We start from the raw sequence: 18093 nt of genomic DNA on the forward strand, positions 1-18093 counted from the left end.
GTTACTCCATGAAGCCCTGAAGCTTCAGCTCGATCGAGCGCGGGTTCTCGCCCTCGGCAATCGACAGCAGGCCTTCCAGGAGCATTTCCCGGTAGCGCGACTGACGCATGGCCAGCGCCTTGAGCTTGTTGGCAATCGGCAGCAGGATCAGGTTGGCACTCGCCACACCGTAGATGGTGGCGACAAAGGCGACGGCAATACCGTTACCCAGTTGCGAAGGGTCGGCCAGGTTGCCCATGACATGAATCAGGCCCATGACCGCACCGATGATACCGATGGTCGGCGCATAGCCGCCCATGCACTCGAACACCTTGGCAGCCTGGATGTCGCGGCTTTCCTGGGTATAGAAATCCACTTCGAGGATGCTGCGGATGGCTTCAGGTTCGGCACCGTCGACCAGCAGCTGCAAGCCCTTGCGCGCGTAAGGATCGGGCTCGGCATCGGCCACGCCTTCCAGGCCCAACAGGCCTTCCTTGCGTGCGGTCATGCTCCAGTTGACCACCCGGTCGATACCGCCAGCCAGGTCGATACGCGGCGGAAAAAGAATCCAGCGCACGATCTGCAGCGCCCGCTTGAAGGCACTCATGGGTGACTGCAGCAGCGCCGCAGCCAAGGTGCCGCCGAGCACGATCAAGGCCGCAGGGCCGTTGAGCAGCGCCGAGAGGTGACCACCCTCGAGGTAATTGCCGCCGACAATCGCGACAAACGCCAGGATGATCCCGATAAGGCTCAAGACATCCATCAGACGCACGCCTCGACCAGGTGCTTGCCGATCTCGTCCAGGCTATAGACCGCGTCGGCCAGGTTGGCTTTGACGATGGCCATGGGCATGCCGTAGATCACGCAGCTGGCCTCATCCTGGGCCCAGACCGTGCTGCCGCCCTGCTTGAGCAGGCGCGCACCCTCGCGGCCATCGGCGCCCATGCCAGTGAGCACCACCGACAGCACCTTGTCGCCGTAGGATTTGGCCGCCGAGCCAAAGGTGATGTCCACACACGGCTTGTAGTTCAGGCGCTCGTCACCCGGCAGGATCTTCACCGCACCGCGGCCGTCGATCATCATCTGCTTGCCCCCCGGGGCCAGCAAGGCCAGGCCGGGACGCAGCATGTCGCCGTCTTCGGCTTCCTTGACGCTGATCTTGCACAGCTTGTCGAGGCGCTCGGCAAAAGCCTTGGTGAAAGCAGCGGGCATATGCTGGATCAGCACGATCGGTGCCGGAAAATTGGCTGGCAGCTGGGTCAGGACCCGCTGCAGCGCCACCGGGCCGCCGGTGGAGGTACCGATGGCCACCAGTTTGTAAGGCTTGCGCTTGGGTGCAGGCGAGGCAGCAGAAGCCGCCGCCCGTACCGGTGCTGCAGCCCGTGGTGCAGGGCTGCTGCCCAGGCTGCTGACGCTCGGCTGGGTATGGCTGGCCGGTTGCGGCACTGGCGCGGCATAGCTGATTGAACGGCGGTTACTACGAGAAATGGTATGGACCTTTTCACACAGCAACTGCTTGACCTTCTCCGGGTTGCGGGAGATGTCTTCGAAGTTTTTCGGCAGGTAGTCGACGGCACCGGCATCCAGGGCATCGAGGGTCACCCGCGCGCCTTCGTGGGTCAGCGAGGAGAACATCAACACCGGGGTCGGACAGCGCTGCATGATGTGACGTACAGCGGTGATGCCATCCATCATGGGCATTTCGTAGTCCATGGTGATGACATCGGGCTTGAGCGACAGTGCCTGGTCGATCGCTTCCTTGCCGTTGGTCGCGGTACCGACGACCTGGATAGTCGGGTCCGCTGAAAGAATTTCCGAGACTCGGCGGCGGAAGAAACCGGAATCATCCACCACCAGGACCTTGACTGCCATAAACACTCCATTAGGGGGCGCGGCGTGCGGGCCGCGCCACCAGAATCAAATACGCCGGGCGGCGTAACGCTTGAGCATGCTCGGAACGTCGAGGATCAGCGCAATGCGCCCGTCACCGGTAATGGTGGCGCCCGACATGCCCGGCGTGCCCTGGAGCATCTTGCCCAGCGGTTTGATGACCACTTCTTCCTGGCCGACCAACTGATCGACGACGAAGCCGATCCGCTGGGTGCCGACCGAAAGGATCACCACGTGCCCTTCGCGTTGCTCTTCATGAGCGGCGGAACTGACCAGCCAGCGCTTGAGGTAGAACAGCGGCAAGGCTTTGTCGCGAACGATGACCACTTCCTGGCCGTCGACCACATTGGTGCGCGACAGGTCCAGGTGGAAGATCTCGTTGACGTTGACCAGCGGGAAGGCGAACGCCTGATTGCCGAGCATGACCATCAGGGTCGGCATGATCGCCAGGGTCAGCGGCACCTTGATGACGATCTTCGAACCCAGGCCCTTGGTCGAGTAGATATTGATCGAGCCGTTGAGCTGGGAGATCTTGGTTTTCACCACGTCCATGCCCACGCCGCGCCCGGAGACATCGGAGATCTCGGTCTTGGTCGAGAAACCCGGGGCGAAGATCAGGTTGTAGCACTCGGTTTCGCTCAGGCGGTCGGCGGCATCCTTGTCCATCACCCCGCGCTTGACCGCAATGGCGCGCAGGACGTTGGCGTCCATGCCCTTGCCGTCATCGGAGATCGACAGCAGGATGTGATCGCCTTCCTGCTCGGCCGACAGCACCACTTTGCCGCCGCGGGATTTACCCGCCGCTTCGCGCTCTTCCGGGGTTTCGATGCCGTGGTCGACGGCGTTGCGCACCAAGTGCACCAACGGGTCGGCCAAGGCTTCGACGAGGTTCTTGTCGAGGTCGGTTTCTTCACCGACCAGCTCCAGGTTGATCTCTTTCTTCAACTGCCGGGCCAGGTCACGAACCAGGCGCGGGAAGCGCCCGAAGACCTTCTTGATCGGCTGCATGCGGGTTTTCATCACCGCGGTCTGCAGGTCGGCGGTCACCACGTCGAGGTTCGACACCGCCTTGGACATGGCTTCATCGCCGCTGTTCAGGCCCAGGCGCACCAGGCGGTTACGCACCAGCACCAGTTCGCCGACCATGTTCATGATCTCGTCCAGGCGCGCGGTATCGACCCGCACGGTGGTTTCCGTTTCGCTGGCGGCCTTGTCGCCAGCTGGCGCGGCCTGGCGCGCCGGGGCTGGCGCTGCGGCTTTGGCCGGTGCGGCGGCAGCGGGTGCGGCGGCAGGCTTGGCAACAGCTGGAGCTGGAGCTGGAGCTGCAGCAGGCTTGGCGGCAACCGCAGCAGCTGGCGCAGCGGCCGTTGCAACGCTGTCCGCGGCGAACTTGCCCTTGCCGTGCAGCTCATCGAGCAAGGCTTCGAATTCATGCTCGGAAATATGATCGCCCGACGCCGCAGCGGCCGGCTCTGGAGCGGGCGCTACTGCACCCGGCAAGGCATCGGCGGCGAAGCTGCCTTTGCCATGCAACTGGTCAAGCAACGCCTCGAACTCATCATCGGTGATTTCGTCGCTGGCGCTCTGGGTGGATTGCGCCACCGGCGCAGGTGCGCTGACGCTGTCAGGAGCAAACTGGCCCTTGCCGTGCAACTGGTCGAGCAGCGACTCGAACTCGGCATCGGTGATTTCGTCGCTGGCCGCAGCCGGCGTCTGCACCTGGGCTTCGGCCTCAGCCTTGACCGCATTGAGCGAGTCGAGCAGCTGTTCGAATTCGGTATCGGTAATGTCCGCTTCGGCGGGCGCTTCTGGCGCCTGCTCCAGCACCGGCTCAGCTGCGGCGACCGGAGCAGGTTCAGCCAGACGCGACAAGGCCGCCAGCAGCTCAGGCGTGGCCGGCGTGATATCGCTGCGCTCGCGCACCTGGCCGAACATGCTGTTGACCGTGTCCAGGGCTTCCAGGACCACGTCCATCAGTTCGGCATCGACGCGTCGCTCACCCTTGCGCAGGATGTCGAAGACGTTTTCGGCGATGTGGCAGCACTCCACCAGCTCGTTGAGCTGGAGGAAGCCGGCGCCCCCTTTTACAGTGTGAAAACCGCGAAAGATCGCATTGAGCAGATCGGCATCATCCGGACGGCTTTCCAGCTCGACCAGTTGCTCGGACAGTTGCTCAAGAATCTCGCCGGCTTCTACCAGGAAATCCTGAAGGATTTCTTCATCGGCGCCGAAGCTCATTAAACGTGCTCCCTAAAAACCCAGACTGGACAGCAGATCGTCGACATCGTCCTGACCGGACACAACGTCTTCACGTTTATCGGCATGAATCTGTGGACCTTCACCCCGAGTCGGATGTTTTTCTTGATCTTTTTCAGCGCGCAGCTGCTGGTGGTCATGTTCGATACCGGCAAAGCGGTCGACTTGACTGGCCATCAGCACGAGCTTGAGCAGATTGCTTTCTACTTCGGTGACCAGTGCCGTGACACGTTTGATCACCTGACCGGTCAGGTCCTGATAGTCCTGAGCCAGGAGGATGTCGTTGAGGTGGCCGGCGACCTTGCGGCTGCCTTCCTCACTACGCTCCAGGAAACGGTCGACACGGTGCATCAGCTCGCGGAACTCCGGCGCGGCCACTTCACGGCGCAAGAAGCGCTGCCAGTCGGCGCGCAGATCGCGGGCTTCGTCACTCAGCTCGTGGAGGACCGGGGTGCTCTCCTCGACCAGATCCATGGTCCGGTTCGCCGCGCCCTCGGTCAGCTTGACCACATAGGACAGGCGCTCGGTCGCATCGGTGATCTGCGAGACTTCCTCGGCCTGCGGCATTTGCGGATCGATCTGGAAACTGACGATCGCACTGTGCAGCTCACGCGTAAGCTTGCCGACTTCCTGGTACAGGCCACGGTCACGGGTCTGGTTCAGCTGATGGATCAGTTGCACCGCGTCGCCGAATTTGCCCCGCTCGAGACTGTCGACCAGTTCGTGGGCATGCTTCTTCAGTGTCGACTCGAAGCCGTCCAACGATGAATGTGTTTGCTCCATAGCGCCCCCGTGGCGTGTCTTAGCTGTTGACGCGCTCGAAGATCTTCTCGATCTTTTCTTTCAGCACCTGGGCAGTGAACGGCTTGACCACATAGCCGTTGACGCCGGCCTGGGCCGCTTCGATGATCTGCTCGCGCTTGGCTTCGGCAGTCACCATCAGCACCGGCAGGTGCTTGAGGCGCTCGTCGGCACGCACTTTGCGCAGCAGGTCGATACCGGACATGCCCGGCATGTTCCAGTCGGTCACGAGAAAATCGAAATGACCGCTTTCGAGCATCGGCAGCGCCGTGTTGCCGTCATCGGCTTCCTGGGTATTGGTGAAGCCCAGGTCACGCAGCAGGTTCTTGATGATCCGCCGCATCGTCGAAAAATCGTCGACGATGAGGATTTTCATGTCTTTGTTCAATTAGACCTCCAAGCAGTCTTTAACGCGCTCAGCGCTGAACGCGCATTCAATCAATTCGGGCACTACATTTCGCGACTGCATTGAACCTGCGTTCAACGCGCCCGCCATTCCCCCAGGCGACCACGCAAACGCGCCGCGCACTGGCTGTGCAACTGGCTGACGCGCGACTCGCTGACACCCAGGACCTCACCGATTTCCTTGAGGTTCAGCTCTTCGTCGTAGTACAGCGCCAGGACCAGACGCTCGCGTTCAGGCAGGTTGGCGATGGCATCGGCCAGGGCTGCCTGAAAACGCTCGTCTTCCAGATCGCGCGAAGGCTCGAGCTGGGCACTGGCGCCGTCCTCGTGCAGGCCTTCATGTTCGCCGTCCTGTAACAGGTCGTCGAAACTGAACAGGCGGCTGCCCAGGGTGTCATTCAAAATCCCGTAGTAATCATCGAGACTCAATTGAAGTTCGGCAGCAACCTCGTGATCTTTAGCGTCACGGCCGGTTTTTGCTTCAATTGCACGAATCGCGTCACTGACCATGCGGGTATTGCGGTGGACCGAGCGCGGAGCCCAGTCCCCTTTACGTACTTCGTCAAGCATTGCCCCACGGATACGGATACCGGCGTAGGTCTCAAAACTGGCACCCTTGCTCGCGTCATACTTGTTGCTGACTTCGAGTAGGCCGATCATGCCGGCCTGGATCAGATCCTCGACCTGGACACTGGCCGGCAAACGCGCCAGCAAGTGATAGGCGATACGCTTGACCAACGGCGCGTAGCGCTCGATCAACTCGTACTGACCATCGCGAGACGCGTTGCTGTACATCCGGTATCCGCTGGCGTTCATAGCACAGGTCCCGCGCTCGTCGGCTGCACCAGGCGTTCGACAAAAAACTCCAGGTGACCACGCGGGTTGGCAGGCAGCGGCCAGGTATCGACCTTCTGGGCAATGGCCTTGAATGCCAGCGCGCACTTGGAACGCGGAAAGGCTTCATAGACCGCTCGCTGCTTTTGCACCGCCTTGCGCACACACTCGTCGTAAGGCACCGCGCCGACGTATTGTAGGGCAACGTCGAGGAAGCGATCAGTGACCTTGGTCAACTTGGCGAACAGGTTGCGCCCTTCCTGCGGGCTTTGCGCCATGTTGGCCAGGACCCGGAAGCGGTTCATGCCGTAATCGCGGTTGAGCAGCTTGATCAGCGCGTAGGCGTCGGTGATCGAGGTCGGTTCGTCGCACACCACCAACAGCACTTCCTGGGCTGCGCGGACGAAACTGACTACCGAGTCACCAATACCGGCAGCGGTATCGATCACCAGCACATCGAGGTTGTCGCCGATCTCGCTGAAGGCCTGAATCAGACCTGCATGCTGGGCAGGCGCCAGGTGCACCATGCTCTGCGTGCCGGAAGCGGCGGGCACAATGCGCACGCCACCCGGCCCCTGCAGCAGCACATCGCGCAGCTCGCAGCGGCCCTCAATCACGTCGGCCAGGGTGCGCTTGGGCGTCAGGCCGAGCAATACGTCGACGTTGGCCAGGCCCAGGTCGGCATCCAGCAGCATGACCCGACGGCCAAGCTCTGCCAGCGCCAATGACAGGTTCACCGACACATTGGTCTTGCCGACGCCACCTTTGCCGCCAGTCACGGCGATCACCTGTACGGGATGCATGCTACCCATGTTTGTTCATTACCTTGTCTTGCTTAGACCGAGGCCACATGACCGGCTGCGCTTTCAACACCTGAAAAATGCCTGGCAGTCCATCAATGCAGATACTTTGCAACGTCTTCACAATCACCTCAGCCAACACGCTTGCCGGGGCTGTGGTAGAGATCAGCGAACATATCGGCCATTGCCTCTTCGCTGGGCTCGTCCTGCATCTGCACACTCACCGCGCGGCTGACCAGCTGGTGCCGGCGCGGCAGGTGCAGATCGTCAGGAATGCGCGGCCCATCGGTTAGATAGGCCACTGGCAATTCGTGACTGATGGCCAGGCTCAGGACTTCGCCGAGGCAGGCCGTTTCATCAAGCTTGGTCAGGATGCACCCGGCCAGCCCGCAGCGCTTGTAGCTGTGATAGGCGGCAGTGAGCACCTGCTTCTGGCTGGTCGTCGCCAGCACCAGATAATTTTTAGACGCAATACCGCGTCCTGCCAGGGTTTCCAGCTGCATGCGCAGGGCCGGATCACTGGCTTGCAGGCCAGCGGTATCGATCAGCACCACACGCTTGCGCAGCAACGGCTCCAGCGCCTGGGCCAGCGACTGGCCGGGATCGACGTGGGTCACCGAGACATTGAGGATCCGCCCCAGGGTCTTGAGCTGCTCCTGAGCACCGATGCGAAAACTGTCCATGCTCACCAGCGCCAGATTCTGCGCGCCATACTTGAGCACATAACGCGCCGCCAGTTTGGCCAGGGTGGTGGTCTTGCCCATGCCCGCCGGCCCGACCATGGCGATCACGCCGCCCTCTTCGATCGGCTCGACTTCCGGCACATCGATACGCCGCGCCAGATGCGCGAGCAGCATGCGCCAGGCATGACGAGGCTCTTCGATGCCGGCGATCTGCGCCAGCAGCTCATGCGCCAGCGGGCCGGACAGACCGATACGCTGCAAACGGCGCCAGAGGTTGGCCTGCTGCGGCTGGTTACCCTGCAGCTGACTCCAGGCCAGCGAACCGAGCTGAACTTCGAGCAACTCGCGCAGGCCGCTGAGCTCGGAGCGCATGGCATCGAACAGGCGCGGATCAACCGGCGCGGCAGCCGCGGCAACCGGTGCCACCGGCGTCTCCACAGGCGTCTCGACCAGCGGCTCGGAGGCGGTCAGCGGCAAGCCGGCAAACAGCTGGCGGTTGCCGTCTTCGCTTTCGCTGCGGCTACTGAGCTCGGCCTGGGCGGTGACGATGCGCGACTGGGTCTTGCGCAGTTCATCTTCGAGCTCGACATTCGGAACCCGTGGCGCCAGGGCGGACAGCTTGTAGTCCAGCGCAGCCGTCAGCTCGACACCGCCAGCAATCCGTCGGTTGCCGATGATGGCGGCATCAGCCCCCAGCTCATCTCGAACCAGCTTCATGGCCTGACGCATATCGGCGGCGAAAAAACGCTTAACTTGCATAACCCACTACCTCAGCCGTTGGGGCCTACTGTGGCAACGATGGTAACTTGCTTGTTGTCAGGTATTTCCTGATACGCCAAAACATGCAAATTCGGTACAGCCAGGCGGCCGAAGCGCGACAGCATCGCCCGTACCGGTCCTGCGACCAGCAGGATCGCCGGTTGCCCTTGCATCTCTTGACGCTGGGCAGCCTCGATCAACGAACGCTGAAGCTTTTCGGCCATGCTCGGCTCAAGAAGAACACCGTCTTCCTGACCTTGCCCGGCCCTTTGCAGACTATTGAGCAAAATCTGTTCCAACCTTGGCTCAAGGGTGATCACAGGCAGCTCGGACTCAACGCCGACAATGCTTTGCACGATAGCGCGACACAATCCGACGCGCACCACCGCCACCAGCGCGGCGGTATCTTGACTCTTGACCGCATTGTTGGCGATAGCTTCGGCAATGCTGCGGATATCACGCACCGGCACCTGCTCGGCGAGCAACGCCTGCAGGACCTTGAGCAGCCCCGACAACGAAATGACGCCCGGCACCAACTCTTCGGCAAGCTTGGGCGAGGCCTTGGCCAACACCTGCAGCAGTTGTTGGACTTCCTCGTGGCCAATCAGTTCGTGGCAGTGCTTGTGCAGAATCTGGTTCAGGTGGGTCGCAACCACGGTACTGGCATCCACCACGGTGTAACCCAGCGATTGCGCCTGACTGCGCTGATTGACATCGATCCACACCGCTTCCAGCCCGAACGCCGGGTCGCGGGCGGCAATACCGTTGAGGGTGCCAAAGACCTGCCCGGGGTTGATGGCCAGCTCGCGGTCCGGATAGATCTCGGCTTCGGCCAGGATCACCCCCATCAGGGTCAGGCGATAGGCACTGGGCGCCAGGTCGAGGTTGTCACGGATATGCACCGTGGGCATGAGAAAACCCAGGTCCTGGGAGAGCTTTTTGCGCACCCCCTTGATCCGCGCCAGCAACTGCCCACCCTGATTGCGGTCGACCAGGGGAATCAACCGATAGCCGACCTCCAGGCCGATCATATCGATCGGCGTGACATCGTCCCAGCCCAGTTCCTTGGTTTCCATGGCGCGCTGCGGCGAGGGCAACAGGTCCTGCTGGCGCTGAACTTCTTCCTGGGCTTTGACCTTGGCCAGGTTCTGCTTGCGCCACAGCCAATAGGCACCGCCAGCGGCCACCAGCCCCAGGCTCAGGAAGGCGAAGTGCGGCATGCCCGGCACCAGGCCCATGACGATCATGATCCCCGCCGATACCCCCAGCGCCTTGGGCGAAGTGAACATCTGCCGGTTGATCTGGTTACCCATGTCTTCGGAACCGGAGGCACGGGTCACCATGATGGCTGCAGCGGTGGACAACAGCAGTGATGGCAATTGCGCCACCAAACCGTCACCGATGGTCAGCAAGGCATAGACTCTACCGGCATCGCCGAAGGTCATGCCGTGCTGGAACATACCGACCAGCATGCCGCCGATCAGGTTGATGAAGAGGATCAGCAGGCCGGCGATGGCGTCACCGCGAACGAACTTGCTGGCACCGTCCATCGAACCGTAGAACTCGGCCTCCTGGGCCACTTCAGAGCGTCGCGCCTTGGCCTGGGCCTGATCGATCAGACCGGCGTTGAGGTCGGCGTCGATGGCCATCTGCTTGCCCGGCATTGCATCGAGGGTGAAACGTGCGCTCACCTCGGAAATACGCCCGGCACCCTTGGTCACCACCACGAAGTTGATGATCATCAGGATCGCAAACACCACGATACCGACCACGTAGTTGCCGCCGATCACCACTTCACCGAAGGCCTGGATCACTTTACCGGCGGCGGCATGGCCATCTTGACCATGGAGCATGACCACCCGCGTAGAGGCCACGTTCAGCGCCAGGCGCAGCAAGGTTGCCACCAGCAGGATGGTTGGAAACGCAGCGAAATCGAGGGGGCGCAGGGCGTAGACGCAGACCAGCAGGACCACGATCGACAGCGCGATGTTGAAGGTGAAAAACACGTCGAGCAAAAACGGCGGGATCGGCAACATCATCATTGCCAGCATCACCAGCAGCAACAGCGGCACACCCAGATTCCCCCGGCCTAACCCGGCCAGGTTGTTACGGGCATTGCTGATTAACTGAGAGCGATCCACCGGTATTCCTCGTCTAGCTCAAGCAAAACTTTGACGCGTTTCTGACGCGCGCTGCGCTGCCTTTGCAAGAAGCTTTCCAACTTTGAGGAATGCGGCGTTTTTGTGTGGAGGCGGGCTTACGGTGGGAGCGGGCTTGCCCCGCGATTGCGATCTGTCAGCCATATCGCATCGCGGGGCAAGCCCGCTCCCACCGAGCCTTAGTCGTGCTGTAGGTCCGGCGGAATCGGCAGATCCTTGAGCGGCTCCGGCGGTTTGCCCTTGCCCGCCCGGTACTGGCGGATCTGGAAGACATAGGCCAGCACCTGGGCCACGGCCAGGTACAGCCCGGCAGGAATCTCTTCCTCAAGCTCCGTTGAGTAGTAAATCGAACGCGCCAACGCCGGGGACTCAAGCACCTGGATCTTGTGCTCATTGGCAATTTCACGGATTTTCAAGGCAATGAAGTCGGCACCCTTGGCCAGCAGCAAAGGCGCAGCGCCCTTCTCCGGGTCGTACTTGAGCGCCACGGCATAGTGGGTCGGGTTGGTAATGATGACGTCCGCTTCGGGGATCGCCGCCATCATCCGCCGCTGCGACGCTTCGCGCTGGAGCTGGCGGATACGCTGTTTGACCTCCGGCTTGCCTTCGCTGTCCTTGTACTCGTCACGCACCTCTTGCTTGGTCATCAGCATCTTTTTGTGCGTCTGCCAGAGCTGGAGCGGCACGTCCGCCGCTGCGATCAACAGCAAACCGGCAGCCATCCACAGCGCACTCCAGCCCACCACCTGAACGCAGTGGATAACCGCCTGGTCCAAGGGCTCGTTGGCGATCGCCAGCAGATCGTCACGGTCCGCCGACAACACCACCAGCGCAACGATCAGAATCATGAAGAACTTGGCCAGCGCCTTGAGCAACTCGGACAAAGCGTTGACCGAAAACATCCGCTTGATCCCGGCCAGCGGGTTCATTCGACTGAACTTGGGCTGCAACAGACTGCCGGAAAACAGGAAGCCGCCCAAAGCCACCGGACCGATGATCGATGCCACCAGCAAGACCAGCAACACCGGCTGGACGATGACCAACGCAGACTTACCGGCAGCCATGAGGAAAATCCCCATGAAGCGCTCATCAGTGATCACTTCGCGAGACAAAATGAAGTTGCTGCGCATCAACTCCATCAAGGCTTCAGCCATGCCACCACCAAACGCCAGCAATGCGCCGGCGCCAGCCAGGGTCACCGCCACTGTATTGAGTTCTTTGGAGCGCGCGATCTCGCCCTTTTTCCGCGCGTCCTTCTTGCGTTTGTCGGTGGGGTCTTCTGTTTTGTCCTGACCGCTCTCGCTCTCTGCCATGCTCAGCGCGCCCTCGCCAGCTCACGCATCCATTGCAAGGCCTCGGAGGCCAGTGCGTGGTAGTGCGGAAGAATGTCAGCCAGGGTAATCCAGAAGATCCCGAGCCCCAGCACCAGGGTCAGCGGAAAACCGATGGAGAAGATGTTCAACTGCGGCGCCGCACGCGTCATCACACCAAAAGCGATGTTGACCACCAGCAACGCGGTGATGGCCGGCAGCACCAGCAACAGCGCAGCACCCAGCACCCAACTCAGGCGCCCGGCCAGATCCCAGAAATGATTGACCAGCAAACCACTGCCCACCGGCAAGGTGGTGAAACTCTCGGTGAGCACCTCGAACACCACCAGATGACCGTTGATAGCCAGAAACAACAAGGTCACAAGCATGGTCAGGAACTGGCCGATCACCGCAACGTTGACGCCGTTGGCCGGGTCGACCATGGAGGCGAACGCCATACCCATCTGGATCGCGACAATCTGCCCGGCAACCACGAAGACCTGGAAAAACAGTTGTAACGACATGCCGAACAGCGCACCGATGATGACCTGCTCGGCAATCAGCAGCAACGCACTGAGGTCAAGCGCATGGACCTCAGGCATCGGCGGTAAACCGGGCACGATCACCACGGTAATTGCCAGGGCAAAGTACAGACGAACGCGCGCCGGCAGCAGAGTGGTACCGAACACCGGCATGGTCATCAGCACGGCGGTCACGCGAAACAGCGGCAGGATGAAACTGGCCACCCACGTGCTTATCTGCGCATCGGTCAGCTCAAGCATGGACACGTCAGCCGATCAGCTGCGGAATGCTGCCGTACAACGACAGGATGTATTCCATGAACTTCTGCACCAGCCACGGCCCGGCCACGATCAGCGTCACCAGCATCACCAGCAGACGCGGCAGAAAGCTCAAGGTCTGTTCGTTGATCTGCGTGGCCGCCTGGAACATCGCCACGACCAAGCCCACCAGCAAGCTCGGCACCACCAGCACGGCAACCATCAGAGTGGTCAGCCACAGCGCATCACGAAACAGATCGACGGCCACTTCAGGGGTCATGGTCTACTTCTCCTTGCGGCGTCAGACGCCGCCGAAACTGCCGGCCAGGGTACCCATGATCAGGGCCCAGCCATCGACCAGCACGAACAGCATGATCTTGAACGGCAACGAGATGATCAGCGGCGAGAGCATCATCATACCCATGGCCATCAGCACACTGGCCACCACCAGGTCGATGATCAGGAACGGAATGAAGATCATGAAACCGATCTGGAAGGCGGTTTTCAGCTCCGAGGTGACGAATGCCGGCACCAGGATGGTCAGCGGCGCCTGATCGGGGCTGGCAATGTCGGTGCGCTTGGACAGGCGCATGAACAGGTCCAGGTCACTCTGGCGAGTCTGGGCGAGCATGAAGTCCTTGAGCGGCACCTGCGCCTTGGCAATCGCCTCCTGAGCCACCATCTGTTCGTTCAGGTAGGGCTGCAGGGCATCCTTGTTCACCCGGTCGAACACCGGCGCCATGATGAACATGGTCAGGAACAGCGCCATACCGGTGAGGATCTGGTTCGACGGCGTCTGCTGCAGGCCCAGGGCCTGGCGCAGGATGGAGAAGACAATGATGATGCGGGTGAAGCTGGTCATCAGAATGACGAACGCCGGAATGAAACTCAGCGCCGTCATGATCAGCAGAATCTGCAGGCTGACCGAATACTCCTGCTGCCCGTCCGCACCATTGGACAGGGTGATGGCCGGGATCGACAAGGGATCGGCGGCCTGGGCCAGTGGCGCTGCCAACAGCAACAGCAGCGTCAAGATCATGCGCAACGCGCCCATTACGACCTACCCTTCTGATCCTTGCCCATCAGCTCCATCAGGCGCTGGGCGAATTCTGGTGTTGCCTGACGCGCACCGACAGGCACCTCGACCGGTTCGGCCAAAACGTGCAAAGCCTCGATGCTGCCAGGCGTATGACCGATCAGGATCTGCTCTTTGCCGACCTGTATCAGCAACAGGCGATCCCTGGGACCCAAGGTGCGACTACCGAGAATTTCGATGACCTGGCCTGAGCCAGGCGCGGCGTTCTGCACCCGGCGTAACAGCCAGGCAAGCAGAAAAATCAGCCCCAGCACCAGCAGCAACCCCAGCACCAGCTGGGTCAGTTGCCCGGCAGCGCTGCTGCCACTGCCTGGCACCACCACAGCGGCAGCCGGCTGCACAGTGGCCAGCGCCACGTCCATGTACAGGGCGCCAGCCAATGCCAGGCCGCGCGACAGGAAGCGGCTCACTCAGCGCAGCTTCTTGATACGTTCGCTCGGACTGATCACGTCAGTCAGGCGAATGCCGAACTTTTCGTTGACCACTACCACCTCACCATGGGCAATCAGCGTGCCGTTGACCAGCACGTCAAGCGGTTCACCAGCCAGACGATCCAGCTCGATCACCGAGCCCTGATTGAGCTGCAGCAGGTTGCGGATATTGATCTCGGTGCTGCCGACTTCCATGGAGATGCTCACTGGAATGTCCAGGATCACGTCCAGGTTCGGGCCATCGAGGGTCACCTGCTCGTTACTGCGAGGAGAGCTGCCGAACTCTTCCATTGGCAGGCGATTGGAGGACGAACCGCCGCCACCAACGTCTGCCGCCAGCAAAGCATCAATATCGGCCTGGCCGGCGTCGCCGGTTTCTTCCAGGGCAGCCGCCCACTCATCGGCCAGAGCCTGCTCTTCCGGAGAGGTGATGTCGTTTTCGTTAACCATTTTGTCCTCGACGGGCAATCAATTCGGAGTTGGAACAACCGGCGCCACTCAGCGGCGCTCGATCGGATCGATAATCTGCAGGGCCAGGGTGCCTTTGTGCGAACCCAGCTTGGCCTTGAACGACGGCACGCCGTTGGCCCGCAGGATCAGCTCATCAGGCAGCTCGACCGGAATCACATCACCGGGCTGCATGTGCAGGATGTCGCGCAGCTTCAACTGACGACGGGCGACCGTGGCGCTCAGCGGCACGCTGACATCCAGCACGTCTTCGCGCAGGGCCTTGATCCAGCGCTCGTCCTGGTCATCCAGGTCGGACTGGAAGCCGGCGTCGAGCATTTCGCGTACCGGCTCGATCATCGAATACGGCATGGTCACGTGCAGGTCGCCGCCACCGCCATCGAGTTCGATGTGGAAAGTCGAGACCACCACTGCCTCGCTCGGCCCGACAATGTTGGCCATCGCCGGGTTGACCTCGGAGTTTATGTACTCGAAGTTGACCGGCATGATCGCCTGCCAGGCTTCCTTGAGATCGACGAACGCCTGGTCGAGGACCATGCGCACCACGCGCAGCTCGGTCGGAGTGAACTCTCGCCCCTCGATCTTGGCGTGACGACCGTCACCGCCAAAGAAGTTGTCTACCAGTTTGAACACCAGCTTGGCGTCGAGAATGAACAGCGAAGTACCGCGCAGCGGCTTGATCTTCACCAGGTTCAAACTGGTCGGCACATACAGCGAGTGCACATATTCACCGAACTTCATCACCTGCACACCGCCAACCGCGACGTCGGCAGAGCGACGCAACAGGTTGAACATGCTGATACGGGTGTAACGGGCGAAACGTTCGTTGATCATTTCCAGGGTCGGCATGCGTCCGCGAACGATGCGATCCTGGCTGGTCAGGTCATAGCTTTTGACGCTGCCAGGTTCGGCGTGGCTCTCGGTTTGTACCAGACCATCGTCAACGCCATGCAGCAAGGCATCGATTTCATCCTGGGACAGCAGGTCCTGCACGGCCATCGGTGGCTCCTACTGCAATACGAAATTGGTGAACAGCAACTGGTCGATGACCGGCTTGCCGACTTCCTTCTGGGCGACTTCCTGAATGCTGGCGGTCGCCTTCTGCCGCAACATCTCCTGGCCAACGGGGTTTGCCAGAGCGTCGAAACCCTGCCCGGAAAACAGCATCACCAGGTTGTTGCGAATCACCGGCATATGCACCTTCAAGGCGTCCAGCGCGGCCTGGTCGCGCCCCTGCAGAGTGATGCTCACCTGCATGTAGCGCTGACGACCGTTCTGGTTGAAGTTGACCACGAAGGCTGGCGCCAGGGGCTCGTAGATCGCCGCCGGCTTGAGGTTGCCGGCCTGCGCCGGATCTGCCGCCGGCTTGTCATCTGACTTGTGCAGGACGAACCAGGTAGCGCCTACCGACAGACCGATGGCCAGCAGCAATGCCAGCACCAGCAGCAGGATCAGCTTGAGTTTGCCTTTAGCGGCGGGGTCTTTCTCTGCGTCGCTCTTCGCCATGCCAATATTCCGTCATTCATCGGAGAATTCAGTCACATGGCGTGGGTTGAGCAAGTGTTATGCCAGATCCGGCAAAAACTGCTGTAGGAGCGGATTCATCCGCGAAGGACTGCAGAGCAGTCCCTGTGCATGGGGCCGCGATGCGACCCATCGCGGATGAATCCGCTCCTACAGAGAGTGGTCGATCAAGCGTAGTAGTCGACTGCGCTGGAGCCGATCACGTTCTGCTGCTCGACAGGGGCAGTGCTTGCAGCAACCTCACCCTCTTCGCCCGCCGTATTGCGCCGCGCCGCCACACCGCTCAAACGCGGCGAATCAGGGCTGCCCTGCTGTTGCTGCTGGCCACGCGATTGATCGGCGACATTCACATCCGGTTGTCCGAGCCCTTGCTGGGCGAACATTTCCCTGAGGCGGTGCACCTGGTTTTCCAGCGCTTCGCGAACGCCGGCATGGCCACTGGTGAAGGTGATCTGCGCCTGCTGCTCAGGCGCGAGGTTGACGCGGATGTCCAGGCGCCCCAGCTCTGCCGGCTCCAGCTGGATGTCGGCCGACTTGAGGCTCTGGCTGGACAGGTACATCACCCGGTTGACCAAGCCCTCGGTCCAGCCACCCTGGTTCATGGCTAGCGGCTGATGCAAAGGAGCCGGTGCCACTGGCACGGCGTTGGCAGTTTTTGGCGTGGCCGCCTGCGTCAAGGCGCTCAGACGCTCGGCAAAGTTATCCACCCGTGTGTCACTGGAAGCACTCTTGAGGTCCTTGAGCCCATCATCCAGCAACCCGGAAAATGCCTTCTCCCCCGCCTCGCCCTGCTCGGCATCAGCGCCCGGCTTATCGAGCAATGCCGCCAGGGTATTGACGGCAGGCTGGGCTGGAGCTGCTTCAGGCTGAGCGGTCGCCGGTTTAGTGGCGGCATGCGCCGAGGTGGTCCCCTGCGCCTGCGCACTCTGCTCAAGTGCCATGCGCAAGGCGGGCAGGTCGGCCAGCGGGTCGGCCTCCGGATCGAATTCAGGCGCTGCAGGGAGGGTAGCCGCCGGCACAGCCTGGGCTTGTAGCTGAGCTGCCTGGACTACCGGCGCCACCGCTTCGGCCTGGGCCTGAATCAGTTGGGCACCCGGCTGCGCATCGGTCACTTGACCGGCCACCAGATTGGGATCAAGCAGCGTCGGATCTGTACTTGCGCCGTCAACGGCAAGCGTGCTGTCCTGATCCTCAGGCAAGGCCTTGCCGCTGTCGGCAAGTTTCGGCTGCTCAGCGGCAGCGCCCTTGCCAGCAGCAACGTCTTTCCCGGCCGGGACGTTCTTGTCGCGACTCAGGGCGTCGGCGGCCGTAGCAGGCTTTTCCCTGGACTGCTGCGCATACACGCTGGAAAAGCCCGAGGTCTTGTCGTTCGCCGTCTGCAGCGGTTTGTCCGACTGGCTGGAGGCAGCGCGCGAAGCCTTTGTCGCAGCACTGACCTGCAGCAATGGATTGGAAGCGACCGGCATGTGGGATTCTCCGCGACAGAGGGTCTGGAAGGTTGATTAGCGTAGAATTTGCAAAAGTCGCGCCAAGTTCAACGAAGCGGCCTTAACCAATCAACACTCGCTGACGCTCTTCGCTATACAAGGCACGAACAGCCTCGTACTCCTGGTCGATCTGATTGATCAGAACCTCGATATCATTCAACGGTGGTTGCTTGACGCGCTCCTCCAGCTGCCGGCACAACTCGGCCAGGGCCTTGGCGCCCATGTTGCTGCTGCTGCCCTTGAAGCTGTGCGCGGCATAGCCGAGCTCTTCAGGGCTGGTCGCTTTGTGCAACTGGCTGAGGCGGACTTCGGAGTCTTTAAGAAAGGTATCGAGCAACGTCAGGTAGTCATCTTCCATGACCTCCTGCAAACCGCTTAACACCTCGTGATCGATGTGGATATTGGACACTTGCTCACTCCTTGATCAAGTTG

19 protein-coding genes are annotated in these 18093 nt (G+C 61.3%); all 19 read right to left on the reverse strand.

Translation table 11 applies throughout. The annotated features are described in order from the left end of the window. Nucleotide 1: 1 nt before the first annotated feature. A complete protein-coding gene (locus ACVI9W_RS04890; RefSeq protein ID WP_461529355.1) occupies nucleotides 2-742 on the reverse strand; it encodes a flagellar motor protein in 741 nt (246 codons plus the stop codon). Further along, complete coding sequence (locus ACVI9W_RS04895; protein ID WP_038613325.1) at nucleotides 742-1851, reverse strand: protein-glutamate methylesterase/protein-glutamine glutaminase; 1110 nt, start codon at nucleotides 1849-1851, stop codon at nucleotides 742-744. The genes ACVI9W_RS04890 and ACVI9W_RS04895 overlap by 1 nt, the downstream gene beginning before the upstream one ends. A gap of 45 nt (nucleotides 1852-1896) precedes the next feature. Then, nucleotides 1897-4107 (reverse strand): chemotaxis protein CheA, encoded by a 2211-nt coding sequence (locus ACVI9W_RS04900; RefSeq protein ID WP_461529356.1) that lies wholly within the window; start codon nucleotides 4105-4107, stop codon nucleotides 1897-1899. A gap of 12 nt (nucleotides 4108-4119) precedes the next feature. After that, a complete protein-coding gene (locus tag ACVI9W_RS04905; RefSeq protein WP_038613329.1) occupies nucleotides 4120-4908 on the reverse strand; it encodes a protein phosphatase CheZ in 789 nt (262 codons plus the stop codon). Nucleotides 4909-4927: 19 nt separating this feature from the next. Beyond that, on the reverse strand, nucleotides 4928-5302 hold the full coding sequence (locus tag ACVI9W_RS04910; RefSeq protein ID WP_036990294.1) for a chemotaxis response regulator CheY: 375 nt from the start codon (nucleotides 5300-5302) through the stop codon (nucleotides 4928-4930). Nucleotides 5303-5406: 104 nt separating this feature from the next. Beyond that, nucleotides 5407-6147, reverse strand: a complete 741-nt coding sequence (fliA, locus tag ACVI9W_RS04915; protein WP_038613331.1) for an RNA polymerase sigma factor FliA — start codon at nucleotides 6145-6147, stop codon at nucleotides 5407-5409. Then, entirely contained in the window at nucleotides 6144-6977 is an 834-nt protein-coding gene (gene fleN, locus ACVI9W_RS04920) for a flagellar synthesis regulator FleN (RefSeq protein WP_038613333.1), read from the reverse strand. The genes fliA and fleN overlap by 4 nt, the downstream gene beginning before the upstream one ends. Before the next feature lie 119 nt (nucleotides 6978-7096). Then, a complete protein-coding gene (flhF, locus tag ACVI9W_RS04925) occupies nucleotides 7097-8407 on the reverse strand; it encodes a flagellar biosynthesis protein FlhF (protein WP_461529357.1) in 1311 nt (436 codons plus the stop codon). Nucleotides 8408-8418: 11 nt separating this feature from the next. Continuing rightward, entirely contained in the window at nucleotides 8419-10548 is a 2130-nt protein-coding gene (flhA, locus tag ACVI9W_RS04930) for a flagellar biosynthesis protein FlhA (RefSeq protein WP_038613337.1), read from the reverse strand. Between the two features lie 197 nt (nucleotides 10549-10745). Then, nucleotides 10746-11879, reverse strand: coding sequence for a flagellar biosynthesis protein FlhB (gene flhB, locus ACVI9W_RS04935; protein WP_461529358.1), 1134 nt, complete (start codon nucleotides 11877-11879; stop codon nucleotides 10746-10748). Between the two features lie 2 nt (nucleotides 11880-11881). Then, nucleotides 11882-12658 (reverse strand): flagellar biosynthetic protein FliR, encoded by a 777-nt coding sequence (gene fliR, locus ACVI9W_RS04940; RefSeq protein ID WP_038613341.1) that lies wholly within the window; start codon nucleotides 12656-12658, stop codon nucleotides 11882-11884. Between the two features lie 7 nt (nucleotides 12659-12665). Continuing rightward, entirely contained in the window at nucleotides 12666-12935 is a 270-nt protein-coding gene (gene fliQ, locus ACVI9W_RS04945; RefSeq protein WP_461529359.1) for a flagellar biosynthesis protein FliQ, read from the reverse strand. Between the two features lie 21 nt (nucleotides 12936-12956). After that, entirely contained in the window at nucleotides 12957-13709 is a 753-nt protein-coding gene (gene fliP, locus ACVI9W_RS04950; protein WP_461529360.1) for a flagellar type III secretion system pore protein FliP, read from the reverse strand. Beyond that, on the reverse strand, nucleotides 13709-14113 hold the full coding sequence (fliO, locus tag ACVI9W_RS04955; protein ID WP_461531793.1) for a flagellar biosynthetic protein FliO: 405 nt from the start codon (nucleotides 14111-14113) through the stop codon (nucleotides 13709-13711). The genes fliP and fliO overlap by 1 nt, the downstream gene beginning before the upstream one ends. Before the next feature lie 48 nt (nucleotides 14114-14161). Then, nucleotides 14162-14632, reverse strand: a complete 471-nt coding sequence (gene fliN, locus ACVI9W_RS04960; protein WP_038613347.1) for a flagellar motor switch protein FliN — start codon at nucleotides 14630-14632, stop codon at nucleotides 14162-14164. Nucleotides 14633-14680: 48 nt separating this feature from the next. Beyond that, the gene (gene fliM, locus ACVI9W_RS04965) at nucleotides 14681-15649 is read right to left on the reverse strand and encodes a flagellar motor switch protein FliM (protein WP_038613349.1); all 969 of its coding nucleotides are present in this window, start codon (nucleotides 15647-15649) and stop codon (nucleotides 14681-14683) included. Nucleotides 15650-15658: 9 nt separating this feature from the next. After that, complete coding sequence (gene fliL, locus ACVI9W_RS04970) at nucleotides 15659-16156, reverse strand: flagellar basal body-associated protein FliL (RefSeq protein ID WP_422416358.1); 498 nt, start codon at nucleotides 16154-16156, stop codon at nucleotides 15659-15661. Nucleotides 16157-16341: 185 nt separating this feature from the next. Further along, nucleotides 16342-17640, reverse strand: a complete 1299-nt coding sequence (locus tag ACVI9W_RS04975; RefSeq protein ID WP_461529361.1) for a flagellar hook-length control protein FliK — start codon at nucleotides 17638-17640, stop codon at nucleotides 16342-16344. Nucleotides 17641-17722: 82 nt separating this feature from the next. Beyond that, complete coding sequence (locus ACVI9W_RS04980) at nucleotides 17723-18070, reverse strand: Hpt domain-containing protein (RefSeq protein WP_461529362.1); 348 nt, start codon at nucleotides 18068-18070, stop codon at nucleotides 17723-17725. Nucleotides 18071-18093: the final 23 nt, after the last annotated feature.

Source organism: Pseudomonas sp. 210_17 TE3656 (assembly GCF_054821965.1).